This window comes from Salipiger abyssi (assembly GCF_017311415.1).
In the GTDB taxonomy this organism is placed as follows: Bacteria; Pseudomonadota; Alphaproteobacteria; order Rhodobacterales; family Rhodobacteraceae; genus Salipiger; species Salipiger abyssi_A.
Map to the genome: position 1 here is coordinate 244908 of NZ_JAEKIS010000003.1, position 22586 is coordinate 267493.

Here is a 22586-nt window from a genome sequence, read left to right on the forward strand (position 1 = left end):
GAGATTAGAATGGTTCTAAACCTTGACGCCTGCCGACTGGAGGCGCATATACAGGGGGCCCGGAGAAAGGTACCGCTCAGATGTTTATTCAGACCGAATCCACCCCGAACCCCGCGACGCTGAAGTTCCTGCCCGGTCAGTCCGTTCTGGGCAGCGGCACAGCGGATTTCCCCAGTGCCGAGGGGGCCGAGGCCTCGCCGCTCGCCAAGCGCCTCTTCGGTGTGAAGGGCGTTGCCGGTGTGTTCTTCGGCAGCGATTTCGTCACCGTGACCAAGGACGACACCGCGGATTGGGATCACGTCAAACCGGCGGTGCTCGGCGCGATCATGGAGCATTTCCAGTCCGGCGACCCGGTGATGGCGGGCGAGGGCGGTGCTTCGGGTCATGCCACCTTTGAAGGGGAAGACGAGGAGATCGTCGGCCAGATCAAGGAACTGCTCGACAGCCGGGTGCGCCCGGCGGTGGCGCAGGATGGCGGCGACATCACCTTCCACGGGTTCGAGCGCGGTGTGGTCTATCTGCACATGCAGGGCGCCTGCGCCGGTTGCCCCTCCTCGACCCTGACGCTGAAGATGGGCATCGAGAACCTGCTGCGCCACTATATCCCCGAAGTCACCGAGGTGCGTCCGGTCGCCTGACCGGGCCGGCGGATATGACTTCAGAGCCCACGGTTCTCGCCTTCGACACATCGGCCGCGCATTGCGCGGCCGCTCTGCTATTGGGCGGGCAGATCGTCGCCGAGCGCCGCGAAGAGATGGGGCGCGGTCAGGCGGAGCGGCTGATGCCGATGCTGGGCGCGCTGCTGGACGAGGCCGGCGCGGTCTGGGAAGAGCTCGACGCGGTGGCGGTCGGCATCGGGCCGGGCAATTTCACCGGCATCCGGATTTCCGTCGCGGCGGCGCGCGGGCTGGCTCTGTCGCTGGGCATCCCGGCCATCGGCGTGTCGGAATTCGAGGCTCTGCGCGGCCCCGGCGGTCTGCATGACAGCCGCCTCGAGCTGGTCAGCCTGCGCTCCTCCCGGCGCGGCGCCGATGTGGTGGTGCAGATGTTCGACGGCGCGGCACCCGCGGGCAAGCCGGTGGAGCTGGCGATCTATGACGATGCGGAAGCGCTGCGCGCGCGGCTGGCGCATGTGCCGGCGGGCGTGCCGGTGGTGGGCGCCGAGGCCGGCGCGCTCAACACCGTTCTGAATGAGGGGCGCGATGCGGCGGATGTGCCCTTTGCGGCCTATTGCATGGATTGCATGGGCGGGCCTGCGGCGGCCATCGCCCGCGTGGCGGCGGAAAAACTGCGCCTGGGCCAGCCCGGCCCGCGCCCGGCACCGCTCTATATCCGCCCCGCCGATGCGGCGCCCTCGAAAGAGCCGGCGCCGGTGATTCTGCGATGACACCCGCCGCGCTGGCGGGCATCGCCACCCGCGCTTATTGCCATATGACCCCGTGGCGTGAGGCCGATTTCGCCGCCACGCTGGCACAGCCTACCACGCTGCTGAGCGCGGGGGAGGGGGCCTTTGTGCTGGGCCGCGTGGTGGCGGGCGAGGCCGAGATTCTGGCGCTGGCGACGGATCCCGAGCGCCAGCGGCGCGGCGCCGCCCGCGCGGTGCTGGCGCGCTTTGAAGCTGAGGCCATGGCGCGGGGGGCGGAAGAGGTTTTTCTAGAGGTGGCCGCCGCCAACGCGCCCGCTCGGGCCTTCTATGAGGCCTGCGGATACACGCGCGCGGGCCTGCGCAAAGCCTACTATCCCTGCCCCGACGGAAGCCGGGATGATGCGCTGCTCATGCGCAAGGCGCTGCCCGAAAATTAGGCTTTGACCCTGCGCAACCCTACGGCCTCTCACGCAAAAAGCAGTTGACCCTCCTTCGCGTCAACGCCTTAATCGGGGATGATCTGCATGGATCGGGGTACCGAGCGCGGGGGCAACGGCCCGCAGCCATCCAACACCTGGGAGCAAGACATGAGCTTGATGAAACATTTCCTCGGCGCTGCCGCGACGCTGGCACTGGGCGCGGGCGCCGCGCTGGCCGATCCGGCGCTGATCTACGATCTGGGCGGGAAATTCGACAAGAGTTTCAACGAGGCGGCCTATAACGGCGCCGAAGCCTATGCGGCGGAAACCGGCGGTTCCTACCGCGATATCGAGCTGCAATCCGAAGCGCAGCGCGAGCAGGCGCTGCGCCGGTTTGCCGAGGCCGGGTTCAACCCCGTGGTGACCACCGGCTTCTCGATGTCCTCGCCCATCGCCTCGGTCGCGGCGGACTATCCGGAGACGAAATTCGTCACCATCGACGGCTTCGTGAACCCCCAAGAGCATCCCAATGTGCTGTCGATCCTGTTCTCCGAACATGAGGGCTCCTATCTCGTCGGCATGATGGCGGCGATGGCGTCGGAAACCGGAATCGTCGGCTTCATCGGCGGCATGGACATTCCGCTGATCCGCAAATTCGCCTGTGGTTACGCGCAGGGCGCGCTGGCGGTGAACCCCGACGCGAATGTAATCGCCAACATGACGGGCACCACACCGGCGGCCTGGAACGACCCGGTGAAAGGCTCGGAGCTGACAAAGGCGCAGATCTCGCAGGGCGCGGATGTGATCTATGCCGCCGCCGGCGGCACCGGTCTGGGCGTGCTGCAAACCGCCGCCGACGAGGATATCCTGTCGATCGGCGTCGACAGCAACCAGAACTACCTGCATCCGGGCCAGGTGCTCACCTCGATGCTCAAGCGCGTGGACGTGGCCGTGAAAGAGGCGATGGAAGCGGGCGAGAACCTGGAAACCGGCGTCATGGTGCTGGGGCTGGCCGAGAACGGCGTGGGCTATGCGCTGGACGACGACAACGCCCCGCTTGTCAGCGACGAAATGAAAACCGCCGTCGACGCGGCGCGCGAGCAGATCATCGCGGGCGAGATCGAGGTCCACGATTATTCGTCGGATGACAGCTGCCCCGCGCTGAGCTTCTGATTTTCCGACCTGCGGGGCGGCGCGATCCGCCCCGTGATCCAAGGGGCCGCGTGGCGCGCGGCCTCTGCCCTGTCCGGCAGGAGCCAACGACGCCATGACCGACACCGCCCCCGCCATCGAGCTGAAAGGCATCTCCAAGGCCTTCGGACCGGTTCAGGCCAACAAGGATATCTCGATCCGCGTCATGCCGGGTACGATCCACGGCATCATCGGCGAGAACGGCGCCGGGAAATCGACGCTGATGTCGATTCTCTACGGCTTCTACAAGGCCGACGCGGGCGAGATCTGGATCCAGGGCAAAAAGACCGAGATCCCCGACAGCCAGGCGGCCATCTCCGCCGGCATCGGCATGGTGTTCCAGCATTTCAAGCTGGTGCAGAATTTCACCGTGCTGGAAAACGTCATCCTCGGCGCCGAGGACGGGCCGATGCTGCGCCCCTCGCTGGCGCGCGCCCGTGGCGTGCTGAAACAGCTTTCCGAGGAATACGAGCTTTCGGTCGATCCCGATCAGCTCATCGAGAACCTCTCCGTCGGTCACCAGCAGCGGGTCGAGATCCTTAAGGCGCTCTACCGCCAGGCCGATATCCTGATCCTCGACGAGCCCACCGGTGTGCTGACACCCGCCGAGGCCGACCACCTCTTCCGTATCCTCGACAACCTGCGGGCGGAGGGCAAGACCATCGTCCTCATCACGCACAAGCTGCGCGAGATCATGGAGATCACAGACACCGTCTCGGTGATGCGGCGGGGCGAGATGACGGCGACCGTCAAAACCGCCGAGACCTCGCCGGAGCAGCTCGCCGAGCTGATGGTGGGCCGCAAGGTGCTGCTGCGGGTCGACAAAGAGCCGGCAAAGCCCGGCGCGCCGATCCTTCAGGTCGACACCCTGCGCCATGTGGACCGGCACGGGGTCGAGCGGCTCAAGGGCGTATCGCTGGAGGTGAAGGCGGGCGAGATCCTCGGTATCGCAGGCGTGGCCGGCAACGGCCAGTCCGAACTGCTGGAGGTGCTGGGCGGCTATGCCGATGCCAGTGGCACGGTGCGGGTGAACGGCACCGAGATCGACCTCACCGGGCGGCGTTCCGACGGCCAGTCGCGCCGCGCGCGCGGCATCGCCCATGTGCCCGAGGACCGCCAGACCGAAGGGCTGATCATGCCCTACACCGCCTGGGAAAACACCGTCTTCGGCTATCACCGCGACCCGCGCTATCAGTCGGGCCTCTTGATGAACAATGCGCTCATTAAGGACGAGGCGCAGGACAAGATGACCCGCTACGACGTGCGCCCGCCCAACCCCAACCTCGCGGCGCGCAACTTCTCCGGCGGCAACCAGCAGAAGATCGTGCTCGCCCGCGAGATCGAGCGCGACCCCGATATCCTGCTCATCGGCCAGCCGACGCGCGGCGTCGATATCGGCGCCATCGAATTCATCCACCAGGAAATCGTACGCCTGCGCGATCAGGGCAAGGCGATCCTGCTGGTCTCGGTCGAGCTCGACGAGATCCTGTCGCTCTCCGACCGTATCGCGGTGATGTTCGACGGCCGGATCATGGGCGAGCGCCTGCCGTCCGAGACCGACCAGACCGAGCTTGGCCTGCTTATGGCGGGCGTGACCGAGCGTCCCGACAAACCGCTGATCGAGGCGGTGGACGCCCAGCTCGAGGCGAAAGAGGCGCGGGAGGCCGAACAGCATGACTGAGCCCGCCCTTTCATCTTTCTCGAAATACTCCCGCCTGAGGCACCCGCGCCCGCAGGGCGCGCAACCCAGCAATGAGGCCCGGAATGGATAAGATGCCCGCCTGGGCCGATGCGGTGCTCGTGCCCCTGATCTCGATCCTGCTGGCGGCGATCCTGTCGGCCATCGTGATCCTGGCCATCGGCGAGAACCCGGTGGATGCGTTCAAGCTCATGGTCGACGGCGCGCTGATGCGCAGCTCGGGCTGGGGCTATACGCTCTACTACACCACCAATTTCATCTTCACCGGGCTCTGCGTCGCCGTCGCCTTCCACGCCAAGATGTTCAATATCGGCGGCGAGGGGCAGGCGATGATCGGGGGCCTGGGCGTGGCGCTGGCCTGTCTCTTCATCCCCTTCCCGCACTGGTCGGTGGCGCTCTTCGTCGCCATGCTGGCGGGCGGGGCCTTTGGCGCCGCCTGGGCGCTGATCCCGTCCTACCTTCAGGCCAAGCGCGGCAGCCATATCGTGATCACCACGATCATGTTCAACTTCATCGCCGCCGCCGTGCTGAACTACGTTCTGGTCAACCTGCTGCGCCCCACCGGCGCCATGGACCCGGCCACCGCGACCTTTCCGGCCGCGACGCATCTGCCGACCTTCCAGGACATGTTCGCCCCCGAGGGCAGCCGGCTGTTCCGCGGCTCGCCCGCCAATGTCACCTTCTTCCTCGCCGTTCTGGCCTGTATCGGCTTCTGGTTCCTGATCTGGCGTACCAAGCTCGGCTATGAGATCCGCGCTTTTGGCCATTCGGAAAGCGCCGCGAAATACGCGGGCATCTCGCCGGTGCGCATCACCATCGTGTCGATGCTGATTTCCGGCGGGCTGGCGGGGCTGATGGCGCTCAACACCACCATGGGCGAGGCCGAACGGCTGGTGCTGAACGCCACCGAGGGTGCGGGCTTCATCGGCATCGCCGTGGCGCTGATGGGCCGCTCTCACCCGGTGGGGGTGTTCCTCGCGGCGCTGCTCTTCGGGTTCCTCTATCAGGGCGGGGCGGAGCTGGCGCTCTGGACCAATATCCCGCGCGAACTGATCACGGTGATCCAGGCGCTGGTGATCCTCTTCACCGGGGCGCTCGACAATATGGTGCGGATGCCGCTGGAAAAGCTCTTCCTCGGCATGCGCCGCAACGGGCAGAAAGGCTGAGACCATGGACACCCTTCTGCCCTTCCTGCCGAAATTCGCCGCCGCCTACGCGATCCTGCTGGTCGCGGCGAGCTCGCCCGGCCCCGCCGTCGCCATGCTGCTGGGCGTGGCCAGCACGCGCGGGCGCCGCGCCGCGCTGACCGTGACCACAGGGATTGCCGCCGGCAGCGTCACCATCAACTTGCTGACGCTGGTCGGGCTCGGGCTGCTCCTGAGTCAGATCGCCTGGGCGATGACGATCATGCGGATGATCGGCGCCGCCTATCTCGCCTGGCTTGCCATCGCGGCCTTCCGCAAGGCGCTGAACCCGCCGCCGCTCACCGCCATGCGCGATGTGCCGGCCTCGCCGGGGCGGCTCCTGGCCATGGGCTATCTGCTTCAGGTGACCAACCCCAAGGCCATCGTGTTCTGGCTTGCCATCGCCTCGGTCGGTGCCACCCATGGCGGCGGCGCGGGCATCGTGGCGCTCTTCGCGCTCGGCGCCTTCCTGATCTCCTTCGGCTGCCACGGCGCCTGGGCGCTGCTGCTGTCCTCGGCGCCGGTGCGGGCGGGCTATACCCGGGCGCGGCGCTGGGTCGAAGGGGCGCTCGGCGCGTTCTTCGCCTTTGCCGCCTTCAAGATCGCAACCTCGAAAGGCTGAGTGATGGATCTCGTGACGGTTCTTCAGGTGCTCGATTCCACCGTGCGGCTGGCCACGCCGCTGCTGCTCGCCTGCCTTGCCGGGCTGTTCTCCGAGCGCTCCGGCATTTTCGACATCGGGCTCGAGGGCAAGATGCTCGCCGCCGCCTTCGCCTCCGCCGCCATCGCGGCGGTGACCGGATCGGTCTGGCTGGGGCTGCTCGCGGGCATTGTGGCGTCGCTGCTGATGAGCGGCATTCACGGGCTGGCCTCGATCACCTTCCGGGGCAACCAGCTCATTTCCGGTGTGGCGATCAACTTCCTCGCCTCCGGTCTCACGGTGCTGATCGCGCAGGACTGGTTCGGGCAGGGCGGACGCACCCCTTCGCTCATGGGCGGCGGACGGTTCGAGCCGATCACGCTGCCCTTTGCCGAGGCGCTGAGCGGCGTGCCGGTGCTGGGCCCGGTCTATGCCGAGCTGATCTCGGGCCACTCGATCCTCGTCTATGTCGCCTTCCTGATGGTGCCGCTGAGCTGGTTCGTCCTGTTCCGCACCCGCTTCGGCCTGCGCCTGCGCGCGGTGGGCGAGGCGCCCGAGGCGGTGGACACCGCCGGCGTCTCGGTGATCGGTCTGCGCTATGCGGCGGTGATGATCTGCGGGCTGCTCTGCGGGCTGGCGGGGGCCTATCTGGCGACGGGGCTTCAGGCCGGGTTCGTGCGCGAGATGACCGCGGGGCGCGGCTATATCGCGCTGGCGGCGCTGATCTTTGCCAAATGGCGGCCCTGGTACGCGCTCTCGGCCTGCCTGCTCTTCGGGCTGCTCCAGGCGGTGGCGCTGCGCTATCAGAATATCGACCTCGGCGGCATCACCATCCCGGTGCAGGTGATGGACGCGCTGCCCTATATCCTGACCGTGGTGATCCTCGCGGGCTTTGTCGGCAAGGCGATCCCGCCGCGCGCCGGCGGTGAGCCCTATGTCAAGGAGCGCTGACGCTCTGGCATCTTGCGCCGTCAGCCTCTATCTCAGGGGCAGATGAGCGGAAGGAGCAGGGCCATGCGCGTGATCTTCATGGGAACGCCGGACTTCTCGGTGCCGGTGCTGGACGCGCTGGTCAAGGCCGGGCACGAGATCGCCGCCGTCTACTGCCAGCCGCCCCGCCCCGCCGGGCGCGGCAAGAAGGACCGGCCCACCCCGGTCCATGCCCGTGCCGAGGCGCTCGGGCTGGAGGTGCGCCACCCGGTCAGCCTGAAATCCGACGAGGAGCAGGCGCGCTTTGCCGCGCTTCAGGCAGATGTGGCGGTGGTCGTGGCCTATGGGCTGATCCTGCCGCAGGCCATTTTGGACGCGCCGACCCAGGGTTGTCTGAACATCCACGCCTCGCTGCTGCCGCGCTGGCGCGGCGCGGCGCCGATCCATCGCGCCATCATGTCCGGCGATGCCGAGACTGGCATCTGCATCATGCAGATGGAGGCCGGGCTCGACACCGGCCCGGTGCTGCTGCGCGAGGCCACGGCGATTGGTGCCGAAGAGACCACCGGCGCGCTGCATGACCGGCTGAGCGGGATGGGCGCGCGGCTGATCGTCGACGCGCTGTCGCGGCTGGAGGAACTGACCCCCGAGCCGCAGCCCGAGACCGGCGTGACCTATGCCGCCAAGATCGACAAGGCCGAGGCGGCGGTGGACTGGGCGCAGCCCGCCGCGGCGATCTCGCGCCAGATCCGCGGGCTGGCGCCGTTCCCCGGCGCCTGGACGAGTCTGGGCGGCGACCGCATCAAGTTGCTCGGCGCGCGGGTGGTGCCGGGCTCCGGCGCGCCGGGCGTGGCGCTGGATGACGGTTTCACCATCGCCTGCGGCGAGGCGGCGGTAGAGGTGACGCGGGCGCAGCGTGCCGGCAAGGGCGCGCAGGAGGCCGAGAGCTTCCTGCGCGGGATGGCCATCCCGCGCGGCACAAAGCTGGGAGAGGGCTGATGTTCCCGGTTCTGATCGGCACGGTGGTGATCGCGGGCATCGTGGGTTATGCCTCGGAACGCACGGGCTTTACCCGCAACGGCATCCTGCAAAGCATCATCATCTGCATCGGCGGCGCCTTCCTGGCCTATTTCGTCCGGCTGATGTTCGGCATCGGCTTCGGCTCGCCCGGGCTGAACGCGCTGGCCTCCTCCATCGGCGCGCTGATCATCGTGCCGACCCACTGGCGCAGAAGGAGATAGCGATGCCCGTGGTCTGGCTCATCGTCATCGGCGCGGCGGCGGGGTTCCTCGCCACACGCTTCATGCAGATCCGGCTCGGTGTGGTCGAGACCGTGGCCATCGGCATCGCCGGCGCGGTGATCGGCGGCCTGGTGCTGCGCTTTCTCATTGCCATGACCGGCGCGCTCGCCGGTCTCGTCGGCGCGGTGCTGGGCGCGATGCTGCTGATCTGGCTGTGGCAGATCTATATGCGCCGCTAGGCTCAGGAAAAAGCCTTCCCACCCCTCGCACCGCCTCCGCCCTCAGACCTGCCTCGGTGTTTCCATTGGCTCCAAATATCCCGGGGAGTCGGCCGCAGGCCGGCGGGGCAGCGCCCCGAACCACGCGCCGCAGGCGCGCAGACAAGGCCCTCAGCGCGCGCCAGTGTGCGCCCCTGCGGGAGACCCTGCGCGCCCCCGCCGAATTGCCCGCAGCGCCTTGCCTCCTACGTTCTCACTCAGGAAAAGGAGGCACCTCATGGGTTTTCTCGTCGACGGAGCCTGGCGCGACAGCTGGGACCACAACGATGACAGCGGCCATTTCGTCCGTGGCGAAACCGGTTTTCGCAACTGGATCACGCCGGACGGTTCGGCCGGTCCGAGCGGCAAGGGCGGGTTCGCCGCCGAGTCCGGGCGCTATCACCTCTATGTCAGCTACGCCTGCCCCTGGGCGCATCGCACACTGATCTTCCGCGCGCTGAAGGGGCTCGCGCCGCATATCGACGTCAGCGTGGTGCATCCCGACATGCTCTCCGACGGCTGGACGCTCTCCGACGACTTCCCGGGCGCCACCGGAGACAGGCTCCACGGCCTGCCCTTCCTGCGCGACATCTACCTGCGCGCCGATCCAAAGATCTCGGGCCGTGTCACCGTGCCCGTGCTCTGGGACACACAGCGCGAGACCATCGTGTCGAACGAAAGCGCCGAGGTCATCCGCATGCTCAATTCCGCCTTCGACGGGATCACCGGCAACAGCGACGATTACTGGCCGGAGGCGCTGCGCGACGATATCGAGCCGGTCAATGCGCGGATCTACGACACAGTGAACAACGGCGTCTACAAGGCCGGTTTCGCCACCTCGCAAGAGGCCTATGACGAGGCGGTCGGGCCGCTCTTCGACACGCTCGACTGGATCGAGGAGCGTCTGGGGTCCAATCGCTACCTCATGGGCGAACGGCTCACCGAGGCCGACTGGCGGCTCTTCACCACGTTGATCCGCTTCGATCAGGTCTATGCCTGCCACTTCAAATGCAACCGGCGCCGCATTGCGGATTACCCCAATCTCTGGGCCTATACGCGCGAGCTCTATCAATGGCCGGGCGTGGCGGAGACGGTGCATTTCGACCATATTCGGCGGCACTATTACTACAGCCACGACATGATCAACCCGAACCGGATCGTGCCGGTGGGCCCGGATCTCGACCTCATGGCGCCGCATGGGCGGGAGGCGCTGAAAGCCGTCTGAGCGGGCTCAGCCGGGGCAGAGCGCCCCGCCGTAATGCTCGACCATCGCGACCAGATCCTCCGGCGGGGTGCTGCTCGGCAGGAAGGCGCGGGCATTGGCGCAAAGCTGAAAGATGGACCCGTCCGAGAAGAACGACGTGTCGGTGACGAAGATCACCGGCGCCTCGGGCTGGCGGTAGCTGGCGAAATCCGCCACCGAGAGCGCGCTGCCCTCTTCGAGCACCAGATCGAGCAGGATCACCTGAAAATCGACCTCGCGCAAAAGCGCCGCCGCCGCGTCTTCGTCGCGCGCGACGCAGACGCGCACGCCCATATTGGCGAGCGGCCGTTGCCAGAGCACAGACAGCTCCCTGCTGCTTTCGACGATGAGCACGTTCATGGAAACCTCCGGTGGCCCACGGAACTTCCGTTAGGTTAACGCCCTTGTCGGATCGACTTCTAAACAAATCTTTAACGAACATGTAAACAAAGTGAACAAATGGCAAACATGAGCGCGATCCCGCTGCTTGCGCCGTTCTTGCGGGCTGCTACTGTGCCGCAAAACGTGAAGGCGAGGTTTCGATGCGCGGTCTTTCCCTGTTGATGGCTCTGTGCCTGCCGGCGGCGGCAGTGGCGCAGGACGTGCCCTGCGGCGGCAGCTTTTCCGGTTTCGTGGCGGATCTGCGCGACGCGGCCGTGGCGCAGGGCCACGATCCGGCGCAGGTCGAGCGGTTCTTTGCCCCGGTGCGGCAGGATCCCAAGGTGCTGGAGCGCGACCGCGCGCAGGGCATCTTCCAGACGCCCTTCGTGGAGTTCTCGCGCAAGCTCATCAGCCAGTACCGGCTCGACAAGGGGCGCGAGCTGGCGGAGCGCTGGGACGGCGTCTTCGACCGGATCGAGCACGATTACGGCATCGCGCGCGGTGTGCTGCTGGCCTTCTGGGCCTTCGAGACCGATTACGGTGCCTTCCAGGGCGATTTCAACACGCTGAACGCGCTGGTGACGCTGGCGCATGACTGCCGCCGCCCGGAGATCTTCCGCCCGCAGATCTTTGCCGCGCTGGAGCTTTACGGCCATGGCGATTTCGACCCCGCCGGCACCACCGGCGCCTGGGCGGGCGAGATCGGCCAGGTGCAGATGCTGCCGCGCGATATCCTCGAAAACGGCATGGATGGCGATGGCGACGGCCATGTGCTGCTCAAGAGCTCGGCGCCCGATGCGCTGCTCTCGGGCGCCAAGATGCTCGCCGCGCTGGGCTGGCGCCCGGGCGAGCCGTGGTTGCAGGAGGTGGTGCTGCCCGAGGGCATGGACTGGTCGCTGACCGGGCTCGAGACCGAGCTGAGCGTGGCGGAGTGGGAGCGTCTGGGCGTGCAGGCGCGCGAGGGCCGGCTCGACGACGCCCGGCTGCCGGCCTCGATCCTGCTGCCCCAGGGGCGCGGCGGCCCGGCCTTCATCGCCTATCCGAATTTCCGGGTCTATTTCGAGTGGAACCAGAGCTTTGTCTATGTGATGACGGCGGCCTATTTCGCCACCCGTCTGGAGGGCGCGCCGGTCTACGAGGCAGGTACGCCCGATCCGGGGCTTTCGAGCGCGCAGATGAAGGCGCTGCAACAGGCGCTGGCGGCGAAGGGCTATGATGTGGGCGGCATCGACGGCATCCTGGGCGCGGGCACGCGGGCGGCGGTGCGCGACATGCAGGCCAAGCTGGGCCTGCCGGCGGATGGCTGGCCGACGGTGGGGTTGTTGGAGCGGTTGTGAGGGGCAGCATCCCGTTGGTTTTCCAGGGTAATATCTGTCCCAATTTTGCCGTCGCGAGGTGTTGTAGCGGAGAATGAGATGAAGATCAGTGTGGAAGACTTCGCTGAAAAAAGCCTAAGTGACCTTGATGGTGCGGAAATCTCAGTCGGAAAAGTGATCACTCATTCAGGCGAGTATAGTGCACGTAAATCCATATTTAGATACAGACGCGATTTTAAGCCTAGAATAACTTGCGTGCTGCCCAGCGTCTCGTTCTTTCAGGATGGCTATAATGGAAGCGTCAAGTTGGCTGATAGCCTATTGCCAGGCAATTTTATTTGTCTGCGGCGCGCATTTGGAGAAAATGGATGTGAGGTTGAGTTTTCTCCAAAGCTTGAGCCGTTTATTTTTGGTGAGCAGAAAGAAGTATCCGGCGCAAAGTGTGTAATTGTAAATGGGCCAAACGCCTTTTTCCAAGGTCGGCCTCTGTATTGGGAAACTGAGAGCGCTGCTTTTAAGTATGAGATGTTTGAGGGTGCGCGAGAGTACCTGGAGCATCCGGAAAACTCCATGGAATCAGCGAAGGCTACTGGAATTCTTTTCATTGAGTTGAAGGGGGAGGCGCTCTTGGGAGAGGTTGAGCTCTGGAAAATGGTGTACAACGCTTCGCGAATATTGACTTTTTCCATGGGAATCGGCGTAGCAGCTGGGCATGTTGAGGCTATGAGGCATGGAGTTGTTCAGTTTCATCTCCTGGGGTTTTCAAGGTTTGACAGGTTTCCGAGGCAGAGTAATTGGTATGATATAGAAGTTTTGAAGGATTTTAGCGAATTCGCTTCAGCATTTTGCGCGTATCTCGAAAACGAACCAGTTAACGCCCCTTTGACGCTCGCATTGGATTTTTATCGTGCATCTAACTCTTCAAGGGTTTCGAGTTTAGAGTTGGCGTTAATTGCGTCATACAGCGCTCTCGAAGTCCTGATACATCATGTTCTCCGCGAAGATGCGGATTGGTCAAGTGATCTTCTCGCTCGAGGAAAGTTTTCCGACAAATCGCGTGCTGCATCTGCGTTTATTGGATTGTCTGCTGATCCATTAGAACATGCCAAGCATTTGGGAAATAAGGTGAAAAGCTTAAACTCCCTGGATGCTTTTTCTACCTTGTCTGAGGCCAGAAACTCGATTGTGCATGCCGAGAAGAAATTCAAACTCGGAGGGGTGGAGCTGGTGGAGCTTTGGCAGATGTCGCAGTGGCTTGTTGAAATATTTATTTTCTATTTGATTGGCTATAAAGGGCTTATGGCGGACCGTCGGCGTATGAGTGGATGGCGTGGCGAAGGTACGCGGGAAGTTCCTTTACGCCGTTGAATGGCTTTCTCTATTTCCTCGATTTATACTGAAATTTTAATGAAGGAAGCCTAAGTTTTTTACACGGTTTCTGGTGCTATTTGGTAGCGCCAAGTGCGTGGATTCCAATTCCTCCTCACCCCGGAATAATCTCAAACTTCACCACATCCACCATGCCCCGGTCGGTGATCTTCAGCGCCGGAATGACCGGCAGCGCGAGGAAGGCCAGTTGCAGGAAGGGCTCTTCCAGCGTCACGCCCAGCCCGCGCGCCGCCGCGCGCAGGTCGGTCAGGCGGTCGCGCACCTCCTCGAAGGGCGCAAGGCTCATCAGCCCCGCCACCGGTAGCGCCAGCTCGGCCAGCACCTTGCCGTCCCGCACCACGACAAAGCCGCCCTCGATCTCCGAGAGCCGGTTCGCCGCCAGCGCCATATCGGCGTAGTCGACACCCACGCAGGCGATATTGTGGTGGTCGTGGCAGACCGTCGAGGCGATGGCGCCGGCTTGCAGCCCGAAGCCCTTCACAAAGCCCGTCGCGACATTGCCGTTCTTGCCGTGCCGCTCGCACACCGCGATGCGCACCAGATCGCGGGAGACATCGGGGTGCTTGTCGCCGTCCGCAATCGCGATGGTCTCGTGCAGGTGGTCGGTGAGGATCTGCCCCTCGCGGATGCCGATCACGTCGGTCTCTTCGCGGTTGCCGGTGGCGCGGAACTGCGCAGGGCTGAGCTGCGGCGCCTTGACCGAGTGCCGGCCCACCGGCGCCACCGTGCCGCGCGCAGCAAAGGCCGCGTCGTCGGCCCGCACCCCGCCCGCCAGCACAAGCTGGGCGTGGCAGCCCTCCAGCGAGTCCACCGCCACGATATCGGCGCGCTTGCCCGGCGCGATCATGCCGCGATCCTTCAGCCCGAAGGCCTCCGCCGCCGAGAGCGTCGCCGCGCGATAGGCGGCGAGCGGGGGCGTGCCCAGAGCGATCAGCGTGCGGATCATGTAGTCGAGATGCCCGTGCTCGGCGATATCCAGCGGGTTCCGGTCGTCGGTGCACAGGCACATATAAGGCGCCGTGCGCTCGCTCAGCAGCGGTTGCAGCGCGTGCAGATCTTTGGACACAGAGCCCTCGCGGATCAGCACCCGCATGCCCTTGCGCAGCTTCTCCAGCGCCTCTTCGGCATTGGTCGCCTCGTGCTCGGTGCGGATGCCGGCGGCGATATAGGCGTTGAGATCGCGCCCCGAGAGCAGCGGGCAATGGCCGTCGATATGGCCGCCCTCGAAGAGCCGCAGCTTCTTCATCGCCTCCTTGTCGCGAAAGATCACGCCGGGATAGTTCATGAACTCCGCCAGCCCGATGCCCGAGGGGTGACCCATGAGCGGCGCCAGATCTTCGGCCAGCAGCTCGGCCCCCGCCGTCTCCATATGGGTCGAGGGCACGCAGGAGGAGAGCTGCACGCGGATGTCCATGAGCGTATGGGCGGAGGCTTCCTGGAAATAGCGGATGCCCTCGGCGCCGATCACATTGGCGATCTCATGCGGGTCGCAGATCGCCGTGGTGACGCCGCGCGGGGTGACGCAGCGGTCGAACTCGAAGGGCGTGACCAGCGAGCTTTCGATATGCAGATGCGTGTCGATGAAGCCGGGCACGAGGATCGTGCCGCTGACGTCGATCACCTCGCGCCCCTCGTAGCTGTCACAGGTGCCGACGATGGTGTCGCCGCAGATCGCCACATCGCCCTCCAGCAGCGCGCCGGTCATCAGGTCGAGCACCCGGCCGCCCCTCAGCACCAGATCCGCCGGGGTGTCGCCGCGCCCCTGCGCGATACGGGTTTCCAGATCTGCCATGGGCCGCCTCCTGTTCGCTGCTTGCCCGCAACTTTGGCACAGCACGCGGCGGCAGGCGAGGGGCGGTAGCGCCGCATCCGGTTGCAATGCGGGGCGAATGCGCGCTTATTGGGGCATATGCCAAAAACCTCAGGGAGAGAGACCATGACCACCCTCCGCCTTGCCGCGGTGGCGGCGCTGCTTTCGGCCGGTGCCGCGCATGCCGATTGCGACACCGTGACCTTTTCCGATGTGGGCTGGACCGATATCACCGCCACCACCGCCGCGACCTCCGTGGTGCTGGAGGCGCTGGGATATGACACCGATATCAAGGTGTTGTCGGTGCCGGTGACCTACACCTCGCTCGCCAAAAAGGACATCGACGTGTTCCTCGGCAACTGGATGCCGACGATGGAGGCGGATATCGCACCCTATCGCGAGGCGGGCACCGTCGACACCGTGCGCGCCAATCTCGAAGGTGCGAAATACACGCTGGCCACCAACAAGGCCGGCGCCGATCTGGGCATTGCCGATTTCGCGGATATCGCCGGGCAGGCCGATGCGCTGGACGAGACGATCTATGGCATCGAGCCGGGCAATGACGGCAACCGGCTGATCATCGACATGATCGAGGCCGACGCCTTCGGGCTCAAGGAATTCGAGGTCAAGGAAAGCTCGGAACAGGGGATGCTGGCGCAGGTGGGCCGTGCTTCGAACCGGGGCGAGCCCATCGTCTTCCTGGCCTGGGAACCGCACCCGATGAACGCCAATTACGACCTCACCTATCTGACCGGCGGCGACGACTATTTCGGCCCGGATCTCGGCGGGGCGACGGTTTATACCAATACCTCGGCGGGCTATGTCGAGGCCTGCCCGAATGTCGGCAAGCTTCTGGAGAACCTGGAGTTTTCGCTCGCCATGGAAAACGAGATCATGGGCGCGATCCTGGATGGCGGCGAGGATCCCGAGGATGCCGCAACCGCCTGGCTCGCAGCGCATCCCGAGGTGGCGGAGGCCTGGCTCGACGGCGTGACGACCAAGGATGGTGACGATGCCAAGGCGGCGGTGATGGCGGCGCTGGAATAACGCCGCCTGCTCTCGAACTGGTCCGGATCTGGAGCGATCCCGCGCCCGGCTCGGAAGGCCGATCGGCTCTCGCGTTGGCGAAGATGTGTCTTGGCGGAGTCGGCCGGCGGGTGCTGCCAATCGCGCATGTCAGGCGAAGCGCGCCCCGTGTGTCCGGGCGCGTGACACGGGACGGCCTGTCAGCCGTAGCGCGCCGCAAAGATCTCCTGAAAGCGTGTCGCGCTGACGGATGAGGCGCGGCGCGCGGGCGTCAGAAGGTAAAGGCTGCGTTGAAGCGAAAGATCCGCGAGCGGCAGAAACGCGATTTTCGGGTCGTTGAACAAGGTGACGGCGTTTTGGGGGAGCAGCGCGACCCCGATCCTCGCCCGCACGAGGCATAGCTGCGCAACCGTCGAATGGCAGGTCAGCGGGCCGGATTTCAGATGCTGGGGGATCGAGGCGGCATTTGCCAGCAAGCGCGCGCTTCCGGTTTCGGCGCTGACATGTACCACGTCCCGGGCGTCGATATCGGCCAGCCCGACCGGTCGGCCCAGGCGCGTCAGCGGGTGATCGGCGGCACAGGCGATGCCGAAGGCATCGCAGGCGATCTCGGTCTGTATCAGGTCGGGTGAGCTGCGCGCGCGTCCGGCAATCGCGAGATCGAGCCGGCCTTCGCCCACCATCTGCGCCAGCGTTTCGGCCACATCGTCGTGCAGCACCACCGACACATGCGGGTGGAGTTGCCGGAAGGCCGCAATCGCCGGCGCGACGAGCGGCGTGATCGCGGACGGAGTCGCCCCGAGGCGCAGTTCGCCGCGATCTCCACGCGCGGTGGCGCGCAGGGCCGACAAGGAATCGTCCAGCCCATCGAGCAGCGGGGCGGTCTGCTTGAGAAAGCTCAGCCCGAGCGGCGTCGGCACCGGTGGGCGGCTGCGCCGGTCGAAGAGCGGCGCTCCGGCGATTTCCTCGATTTGCCGGACAGTTTCGGTCAGCGCCGAGGGCACCACGCCGAGCCGCTCCGCCGCGCGCACAAAGCTGCCCTCGTCCCATATGGCATGAACCGCCCGCAGATGGCGCAGGTTGAAGTTCGTATTTTCTGAATCTGTCTTCATGTATTTCAATTTTCATGAAGCATGGTTTGCGGTCAATATGACCCGACACAGGAGATCCGCATGACCGCCGCCGACCGCAGCCTGACCGACGCCATCGACCAACTTCCCCGCGCCCTGCAAGAGGCGGGATTTCGCGGTGACGTCGAGCGTGACAGCGCGTTGCGGGCGGCCATGTCCACCGACAATTCGGTCTATCGCATTCTCCCCGATCTCATCCTCGCGCCGCGCGATGCCGAGGATGTGGTCACCTGCATGGCGGTTCTGGAACGCACGGAGTTCGCCCATCTCCCGGTCACCGCGCGCGGTGGCGGCACCGGCACCAATGGGCAAAGCCTCAATCGCGGGGTCATCCTCGATATGCGGCGGCACATGCACCGGCTTTTGCAGGTCGATCCCGAGGGCGGCTGGGCCGATGTCGAGCCGGGGATCGTCCTGGACGATCTGAATGCACAGCTTCGCCCAAGAGGGGTGTTCTTCGCGCCGGAAACCTCGACCTCCACGCGCTGCGCCATTGGCGGGATGGTGTCGACCGATGCGTCGGGCAAGGGCTCGCGCATTTATGGCAAGACCTCCGACAATCTGCTCGGTGTCGAGATCGCGCGGGGGCGCGGGCTGCTGTCGAGCCTGGCGCCGCCGCCGGACTGGGCCGTGCCCATGCTGCGGGCCGCCGAAGGCGCTGCGCGTACGGGTCGGGCGGCCTTTGTCGTCCATACCCCGCGGCTCAACCGCCGCTTCACCGGCTACGATCTGGAGCGGGCCTGCCCCGATGATGGCGGCTTCGACTGGTGGCGGCTGTTTCCGGGCTCCGAAGGCACGCTTGGCCCGATCACCCGAATTCGGGTGAAGCTGCGCCCCCTGCCCACGGAAAAGCGCCTCGTGGTCGCGGGCTTCGCCAGCTTCCGCGACTCGCTCGCGGCGGCGCTGCCGCTGCTGGCGGATGACCCCACCGCCATCGAGGTGATGGACGAGCGGGTGCAGGCGCTCGCCGGGGAGGCCGGTCTGCTCGGACGGCTGCCCGAATCGCTGCGACCGGCGCGCGGCGAGGCGGTGGCCTATACCTTTGTGGAATTCAACGGCGATGACGCCGGGGCGCTCGATGCCCGCGCCGCCGCATGCCGGGCGCGCCTGCACGGGCTGCCGGGCATCCGCGCCGTGCATGTGGCGACCGACGCCGAGGAGATCCGCGAGCTCTGGGCGATCCGGTCCGCCGGGGTCGGTCTGCTGGGCAAGGTCGACGGCCGCGCCCGCCCGGTCGCCTTTGTCGAGGATTGCGTGGTCCCGCCCGAGAGGCTGCCCGAGTTTCTCGACGGATTCCTCGCGATCCTCAATCGGCACGGGCTGAGCTTTGGCATCTACGGGCATGTGGATGTGGGCTGCCTGCATATCCGCCCCGCGCTCGATATCGACGCGGAGCAGGATCGCGCCCGCCTGGTCGAGGTTTCGGACGCGATTTTCGATTTGGTGAACAGGCATGGCGGCATCTTTTGGGGGGAGCACGGCAAGGGCGTGCGCGGAGCCTATCTCGAAGGCTGGATCGGGCCCGAAGCCTATGCGGCGCTGCAAGGGGTCAAGGCTGCCTTCGACCCGGACGGGCGCTTCAACCCGGGCAAGCTGGTGGATGCGGGAGTGCCGGTCATGGGCATCGCGACCACGCCGTTCCGGCCGTTCAACGCGCCTGAGGGCGACGCGCTGGAAAAGGCCTTTCGCTGCAACGGCAACGCGCAATGCCTCAGCTATGCCGCAAGCGTTCCCATGTGTCCCTCCTTCAAGGCGACCGGGGATCTGCGCCATTCCCCCAAGGGGCGGGCCGATGCGCTTCGGGCCTGGCACGAGGGTCGGCAGACCGGCGTTGCCACAGTGTCGGAGCAAGATCTCCTCGGCGCGCTCGATACCTGCCTCGGATGCAAGGCCTGTGCATCGAGCTGCCCCGTGCAGGTCGACATTCCCGCGATGCGGGCGGCGTTTTATGCTGAATTCTATGCCCGCAACGCCCGCCCGCTCGCCGATCGCGCCATGCTTCTGGCCGAACGGCTGAGCCCGCTCCTGCTCGGGGCGGCCCCGGTGATCCGTCCGTTCTGGCCGCTCGCCCGGCAGGTTGCGGAGGCGGTGCTCGGGATGACGGATCTGCCCGGGCAGATCGCGCGCCCTTTGCCACGCCGCGCGCGGATCACGCTGCGGGCGCTTGGCCGCGAAGATCTGCCGGATCGCACGGTTCTGGTCTGGATGGACTGGTTCTCTGCACTCTACGATGGTGCGGCGCAGCAGGATGTCTATCGCGGTCTCACCGCACTTGGCTATTCGGTGCGCTTTGTCGAGATGCGCCCCGCCGGCAAGGTTGCCGGCGACCTCGGCGACCGGGCGGGCTTCCGCAGGATGGCTGAGCGGCTTGTGGAGGCGCTGCGGCTGGGCGCGCGCCATGGCGTGCCGATGGTCGGGCTCGATCCGGCTTTTGTCATGGCGCTGCGGCAGGATTACAGGAAAGCGGGGCTGGAGGCGCCCGAGCTGCTGTTGCCGCAGGAGTTCCTGGCGGCCGAGCTGCGCGCAGGCCGGGCTCTGCCGCAGGTGCCCGGCGGGCCGGTGAGCCTCTTTGCCCATTGCACGGAAAGCACCGGCGACCCCGCCGCGCGCGCGGAGTGGCAGGAGGTCTTTGCCGCGCTCGGATTGCAGATCCGGACGCCTGCCACAGGCTGCTGCGGCATGGCCGGGACATTTGGACACAAGGCGCGGCATCAGGACATGTCGCGCAGGCTGTTCGATCTTTCCTGGCGGAGTCCGCTGGAGCAGGCGGACGATGCCGTTGCCAGCGGATTTTCCTGCCGCTGCCAGTCCGAACGGCTGACGGGCAGGGCGGTGCGCCATCCGCTGGGGCTGATTGCCGACCGGTTGGGCTAGTTCGGCGCCGCCACCAGGGCGGCGGGCGTCAGGCCAGCGGGCGGAAGGACACCGCGCCGATCATCCAGTCGCGAAAATCGCGCGCCGCATCGGCCCGGCCTTCGGGCGCGGCGATGTAGTAGGCGTTGTCCGTCGACAGCGGTATGTCTAGCGGGATTTTCAGCTCGCCCGCCGCCAGCTCGTTTTCGATCAGATAGCGCGGCAGCAGCCCGAACCCCATGCCGGATTTCACCGCCTCGATGGTGAGGGTGAACTGCTCGAACCAATGGCCGGCGTTCGGCGCTGGCAGGTCGAGATCGCATCGTTTGAACCAGTCGCCCCAGAGATGGGGGCGCTCGGTCTGGTGGATCTTGGGGGCCTCCGCCAGATCCTGCGCATCGCGCACCGTCATGTTGAGAAGCGCCCCGCCCGCCACCGGTACGACGATCTCGCTGCACAGATAGGTGCATATGGCACCGGGCCAGATCGGCTGGCCGAAATGGATCGCGAGATCGCATTGGCTGGTGCTGAAATCGAACACATCCCGCCGTGTCGAGATGTCGAACCGCGTGTCCGGATGCTGCTTCAGGAAGCCCGGTAGCCGCGGCACGAGCCATCGCGACGCGAATGTGGGCGGTGCGTTGACCGCTAGGATGCGCTCGCCCTGCGCACCGGCGGTGACATGCCGCATCGTGACATTGGCCAGTTCGAGCAAGGTCTCGACCTCGGCGAGAAACGCGCGCCCCGCTTCGGTCATGATCACCCGGCCGCGCACGCGTTCGAAAAGCGGCTTGCCGATCTGCGCTTCGAGATCGCGGATCTGGCGGCTCACCGCGCTTTGGGTCAGGGCCAGCTCTTCGCCGGCGCGGGTGAAGTTGCCGTGACGCGCCGCGCTTTCGAAGGTGAGCAGCATGCGCAGATCGGGCAGGTATCGGCGCTGCAATATCATTCCGCGTTCTCCGATGATGCATGTTTCCGGGAAACTTGCCGTATCTATAGCGGCTGTGGCTGCGGACTCCATGCGATTTCGGAATGGGGTCATCGCGAGCCTTCGCTGGGTCTTCCGCCGGCACCGCCCTTAGCATGGTCCGCGATCGAAGAGTCCAGACGGAGCCAGACAATGGGTGTCGACCAGGTAGATCCCGATGAAATCCGCGCCATGTTCTCGCGCGCCATGTCCGCCATGTATCGCGACGAGGTGCCGGCCTATGGCACGCTCATGGAGCTGGTCGGAGATGTGAACGCGGCCTTTCTCGCCGCCGCCCCGGAGGAAAAGGCGCGGCTGGATCAGCTGGGCGAGCTGGAGCGGATCGACGAGGAGCGCCATGGCGCGATCCGTCTCGGCACCGCGCGGGAACTGTACCACATGCGTCGGCTCTTTGGCGTGATGGGCATGTATCCGGTGGGCTATTACGATCTGTCGGTGGCCGGCGTGCCGGTGCATTCCACCGCATTTCGCCCGCTCGAAGAGACGGCACTCCGGCGCAATCCGTTCCGTGTCTTTACTTCGCTCCTGCGTCTCGATCTGGTGGCCGACGCAGCGCTGCGCGACGCGGCCGCGACGGTCCTTGCGGCGCGCGAGATCTTTACGCCGCGCTGCCTGGCGCTGATCGACAAGGCCGAGGCGGATGGCGGACTGAGCCAGGCGGATGCCACGGCCTTTGTCGCGGAGGCGCTGGAGACCTTCCGCTGGCATGCCGAAGCGAACGTGTCGCACGAGATGTATAGCCGCCTGCACGATGCGCACCGACTTGTGGCCGATGTGGTGGCGTTCAAAGGCCCCCATATCAACCATCTGACCCCGCGCACGCTTGATATCGACGCCGTGCAGGCGCAGATGCCCGAACGCGGGATCGTGCCCAAAGCCGTGGTCGAAGGGCCGCCGACCCGGAGCGTGCCGATTCTTCTGCGCCAGACCTCCTTCAAGGCGTTGCAGGAACCGGTGATCTTTCCGGACAGCCAGCGGGCCGAACAGGGTAGCCATACTGCCCGTTTCGGCGAGATCGAACAACGCGGGCTGGCGCTCACGCCGCGCGGGCAGGCGCTCTATGACCGGCTTTTGGGCGACACCCGCAGCCGCATCGCACCGGCCGCCGATGGCTCGAACGCCGGGGCCTATCGCGCCGCGCTTGCCGAAAGCTTTGGCGCCTTCCCCGACGATCTCGAGACGATCCGCGCACAGGGGTTGGGCTATTTCCGCTATTCGGCGACCGGAAAACCTTGCGCCGATCCCTCGCGCAGCGCCGATGCGCTTGTGGCAGAAGGCGTGCTGCGTGCCGATCCCATCGTCTACGAGGATTTCCTGCCGGTTTCGGCGGCGGGCATCTTCCAGTCCAATCTCGGCGACGGTGCCGCCCAGGCCTTTGCGGCCAACCCCAATCGCGCCCGGTTCGAAGAGGATCTCGGCGCCAAGGTTCACGATCTTTTTCAGCAATATGCGGAGATCGAGGCGCGGTCGCTCGCCCAGGCCCGCATCGCCCTTTCGAAACCCGGACTGCCGGCCTGAGGCTG

General features: G+C 65.8%; 21 protein-coding genes. 17 read left to right on the plus strand and 4 right to left on the minus strand.

Features of this window, described 5'->3' with window-relative positions; all coding sequences use genetic code 11:
- Nucleotides 1-80: 80 nt before the first annotated feature.
- From I6N89_RS06335 to I6N89_RS06390, 12 genes are all read left to right on the plus strand, one after another.
- A complete protein-coding gene (locus tag I6N89_RS06335) occupies nt 81-638 on the plus strand; it encodes a NifU family protein (protein ID WP_076697000.1) in 558 nt (185 codons plus the stop codon).
- A gap of 14 nt (nt 639-652) precedes the next feature.
- A complete protein-coding gene (tsaB, locus tag I6N89_RS06340) occupies nt 653-1387 on the plus strand; it encodes a tRNA (adenosine(37)-N6)-threonylcarbamoyltransferase complex dimerization subunit type 1 TsaB (RefSeq protein WP_207017403.1) in 735 nt (244 codons plus the stop codon).
- Nucleotides 1384-1803, plus strand: a complete 420-nt coding sequence (locus I6N89_RS06345) for a GNAT family N-acetyltransferase (RefSeq protein ID WP_207017404.1) — start codon at nt 1384-1386, stop codon at nt 1801-1803. Before tsaB ends, I6N89_RS06345 begins: the two co-directional genes overlap by 4 nt.
- Nucleotides 1804-1953: 150 nt before the next feature.
- Entirely contained in the window at nt 1954-2958 is a 1005-nt protein-coding gene (locus I6N89_RS06350) for a BMP family lipoprotein (RefSeq protein ID WP_207017405.1), read from the plus strand.
- 94 nt (nt 2959-3052) lie between these two features.
- The gene (locus tag I6N89_RS06355) at nt 3053-4657 is read left to right on the plus strand and encodes an ABC transporter ATP-binding protein (RefSeq protein WP_207017406.1); all 1605 of its coding nucleotides are present in this window, start codon (nt 3053-3055) and stop codon (nt 4655-4657) included.
- Nucleotides 4658-4740: 83 nt separating this feature from the next.
- Nucleotides 4741-5841 carry an ABC transporter permease gene (locus tag I6N89_RS06360; RefSeq protein WP_207017407.1) on the plus strand — a complete coding sequence of 367 codons (1101 nt, stop codon included), beginning with the start codon at nt 4741-4743 and terminating at the stop codon, nt 5839-5841.
- A gap of 4 nt (nt 5842-5845) precedes the next feature.
- Nucleotides 5846-6481: a LysE family translocator gene (locus I6N89_RS06365; protein WP_207017408.1), complete on the plus strand. Its 636-nt coding sequence runs from the start codon at nt 5846-5848 to the stop codon at nt 6479-6481.
- Nucleotides 6482-6484: 3 nt separating this feature from the next.
- A complete protein-coding gene (locus tag I6N89_RS06370; protein ID WP_076696971.1) occupies nt 6485-7450 on the plus strand; it encodes an ABC transporter permease in 966 nt (321 codons plus the stop codon).
- Nucleotides 7451-7513: 63 nt separating this feature from the next.
- Nucleotides 7514-8428: a methionyl-tRNA formyltransferase gene (gene fmt / locus I6N89_RS06375; protein ID WP_207017409.1), complete on the plus strand. Its 915-nt coding sequence runs from the start codon at nt 7514-7516 to the stop codon at nt 8426-8428.
- On the plus strand, nt 8428-8670 hold the full coding sequence (locus I6N89_RS06380; RefSeq protein WP_207017410.1) for a hypothetical protein: 243 nt from the start codon (nt 8428-8430) through the stop codon (nt 8668-8670). The genes fmt and I6N89_RS06380 overlap by 1 nt, the downstream gene beginning before the upstream one ends.
- Nucleotides 8671-8672: 2 nt before the next feature.
- A complete protein-coding gene (locus tag I6N89_RS06385) occupies nt 8673-8909 on the plus strand; it encodes a GlsB/YeaQ/YmgE family stress response membrane protein (protein WP_207017411.1) in 237 nt (78 codons plus the stop codon).
- 256 nt (nt 8910-9165) lie between these two features.
- Nucleotides 9166-10152 carry a glutathione S-transferase family protein gene (locus I6N89_RS06390; RefSeq protein WP_207017412.1) on the plus strand — a complete coding sequence of 329 codons (987 nt, stop codon included), beginning with the start codon at nt 9166-9168 and terminating at the stop codon, nt 10150-10152.
- 6 nt (nt 10153-10158) lie between these two features.
- On the opposite strand, the gene I6N89_RS06395 is transcribed toward I6N89_RS06390, so the two are convergent.
- Complete coding sequence (locus tag I6N89_RS06395; protein ID WP_207017413.1) at nt 10159-10530, minus strand: response regulator; 372 nt, start codon at nt 10528-10530, stop codon at nt 10159-10161.
- A gap of 182 nt (nt 10531-10712) precedes the next feature.
- Here I6N89_RS06395 and I6N89_RS06400 point away from each other — a divergent pair, with 182 nt between their 5' ends.
- Nucleotides 10713-11888, plus strand: coding sequence for a lytic murein transglycosylase (locus tag I6N89_RS06400; RefSeq protein WP_207017414.1), 1176 nt, complete (start codon nt 10713-10715; stop codon nt 11886-11888).
- Between the two features lie 78 nt (nt 11889-11966).
- Complete coding sequence (locus I6N89_RS06405; protein WP_207017415.1) at nt 11967-13235, plus strand: hypothetical protein; 1269 nt, start codon at nt 11967-11969, stop codon at nt 13233-13235.
- A 115-nt stretch (nt 13236-13350) separates the two neighbouring features.
- Here I6N89_RS06405 and ade read toward each other — a convergent pair whose 3' ends face one another.
- A complete protein-coding gene (ade, locus tag I6N89_RS06410) occupies nt 13351-15048 on the minus strand; it encodes an adenine deaminase (protein ID WP_207017416.1) in 1698 nt (565 codons plus the stop codon).
- Nucleotides 15049-15192: 144 nt separating this feature from the next.
- Between ade and choX the strand changes: the two genes are divergently transcribed.
- A complete protein-coding gene (gene choX, locus I6N89_RS06415; RefSeq protein ID WP_207017417.1) occupies nt 15193-16113 on the plus strand; it encodes a choline ABC transporter substrate-binding protein in 921 nt (306 codons plus the stop codon).
- Between the two features lie 179 nt (nt 16114-16292).
- Here the strand turns inward: choX and I6N89_RS06420 are convergent, their stop codons facing one another.
- Nucleotides 16293-17204: a LysR family transcriptional regulator gene (locus tag I6N89_RS06420; protein ID WP_207017418.1), complete on the minus strand. Its 912-nt coding sequence runs from the start codon at nt 17202-17204 to the stop codon at nt 16293-16295.
- 60 nt (nt 17205-17264) lie between these two features.
- On the opposite strand from I6N89_RS06420, the gene I6N89_RS06425 reads away from it, so the two are divergent.
- Nucleotides 17265-20096, plus strand: coding sequence for an FAD-binding and (Fe-S)-binding domain-containing protein (locus tag I6N89_RS06425; protein WP_207017419.1), 2832 nt, complete (start codon nt 17265-17267; stop codon nt 20094-20096).
- Nucleotides 20097-20124: 28 nt separating this feature from the next.
- On the opposite strand, the gene I6N89_RS06430 is transcribed toward I6N89_RS06425, so the two are convergent.
- The gene (locus tag I6N89_RS06430) at nt 20125-21024 is read right to left on the minus strand and encodes a LysR family transcriptional regulator (RefSeq protein WP_207017420.1); all 900 of its coding nucleotides are present in this window, start codon (nt 21022-21024) and stop codon (nt 20125-20127) included.
- A 171-nt stretch (nt 21025-21195) separates the two neighbouring features.
- Here I6N89_RS06430 and I6N89_RS06435 point away from each other — a divergent pair, with 171 nt between their 5' ends.
- Complete coding sequence (locus tag I6N89_RS06435; RefSeq protein ID WP_236016460.1) at nt 21196-22581, plus strand: VOC family protein; 1386 nt, start codon at nt 21196-21198, stop codon at nt 22579-22581.
- Nucleotides 22582-22586: the final 5 nt, after the last annotated feature.

Bases quoted from the DNA above. Each gene is read 5' to 3' on its own strand.
- tsaB (WP_207017403.1), top strand. From the start codon at position 653: ATGACTTCAGAGCCCACGGTTCTCGCCTTCGACACATCGGCCGCGCAT.
- I6N89_RS06350 (WP_207017405.1), top strand. From the start codon at position 1,954: ATGAGCTTGATGAAACATTTCCTCGGCGCTGCCGCGACGCTGGCACTG.
- I6N89_RS06425 (WP_207017419.1), top strand. From the start codon at position 17,265: ATGACCGCCGCCGACCGCAGCCTGACCGACGCCATCGACCAACTTCCC.
- I6N89_RS06400 (WP_207017414.1), top strand. From the start codon at position 10,713: ATGCGCGGTCTTTCCCTGTTGATGGCTCTGTGCCTGCCGGCGGCGGCA.
- I6N89_RS06335 (WP_076697000.1), top strand. From the start codon at position 81: ATGTTTATTCAGACCGAATCCACCCCGAACCCCGCGACGCTGAAGTTC.
- I6N89_RS06355 (WP_207017406.1), top strand. From the start codon at position 3,053: ATGACCGACACCGCCCCCGCCATCGAGCTGAAAGGCATCTCCAAGGCC.
- I6N89_RS06405 (WP_207017415.1), top strand. From the start codon at position 11,967: ATGAAGATCAGTGTGGAAGACTTCGCTGAAAAAAGCCTAAGTGACCTT.
- fmt (WP_207017409.1), top strand. From the start codon at position 7,514: ATGCGCGTGATCTTCATGGGAACGCCGGACTTCTCGGTGCCGGTGCTG.
- I6N89_RS06345 (WP_207017404.1), top strand. From the start codon at position 1,384: ATGACACCCGCCGCGCTGGCGGGCATCGCCACCCGCGCTTATTGCCAT.
- I6N89_RS06370 (WP_076696971.1), top strand. From the start codon at position 6,485: ATGGATCTCGTGACGGTTCTTCAGGTGCTCGATTCCACCGTGCGGCTG.
- I6N89_RS06420 (WP_207017418.1), bottom strand. From the start codon at position 17,204: ATGAAGACAGATTCAGAAAATACGAACTTCAACCTGCGCCATCTGCGG.
- I6N89_RS06395 (WP_207017413.1), bottom strand. From the start codon at position 10,530: ATGAACGTGCTCATCGTCGAAAGCAGCAGGGAGCTGTCTGTGCTCTGG.
- I6N89_RS06430 (WP_207017420.1), bottom strand. From the start codon at position 21,024: ATGATATTGCAGCGCCGATACCTGCCCGATCTGCGCATGCTGCTCACC.
- I6N89_RS06365 (WP_207017408.1), top strand. From the start codon at position 5,846: ATGGACACCCTTCTGCCCTTCCTGCCGAAATTCGCCGCCGCCTACGCG.
- I6N89_RS06360 (WP_207017407.1), top strand. From the start codon at position 4,741: ATGGATAAGATGCCCGCCTGGGCCGATGCGGTGCTCGTGCCCCTGATC.
- ade (WP_207017416.1), bottom strand. From the start codon at position 15,048: ATGGCAGATCTGGAAACCCGTATCGCGCAGGGGCGCGGCGACACCCCG.
- I6N89_RS06390 (WP_207017412.1), top strand. From the start codon at position 9,166: ATGGGTTTTCTCGTCGACGGAGCCTGGCGCGACAGCTGGGACCACAAC.
- I6N89_RS06380 (WP_207017410.1), top strand. From the start codon at position 8,428: ATGTTCCCGGTTCTGATCGGCACGGTGGTGATCGCGGGCATCGTGGGT.
- I6N89_RS06435 (WP_236016460.1), top strand. From the start codon at position 21,196: ATGGGTGTCGACCAGGTAGATCCCGATGAAATCCGCGCCATGTTCTCG.
- I6N89_RS06385 (WP_207017411.1), top strand. From the start codon at position 8,673: ATGCCCGTGGTCTGGCTCATCGTCATCGGCGCGGCGGCGGGGTTCCTC.
- choX (WP_207017417.1), top strand. From the start codon at position 15,193: ATGACCACCCTCCGCCTTGCCGCGGTGGCGGCGCTGCTTTCGGCCGGT.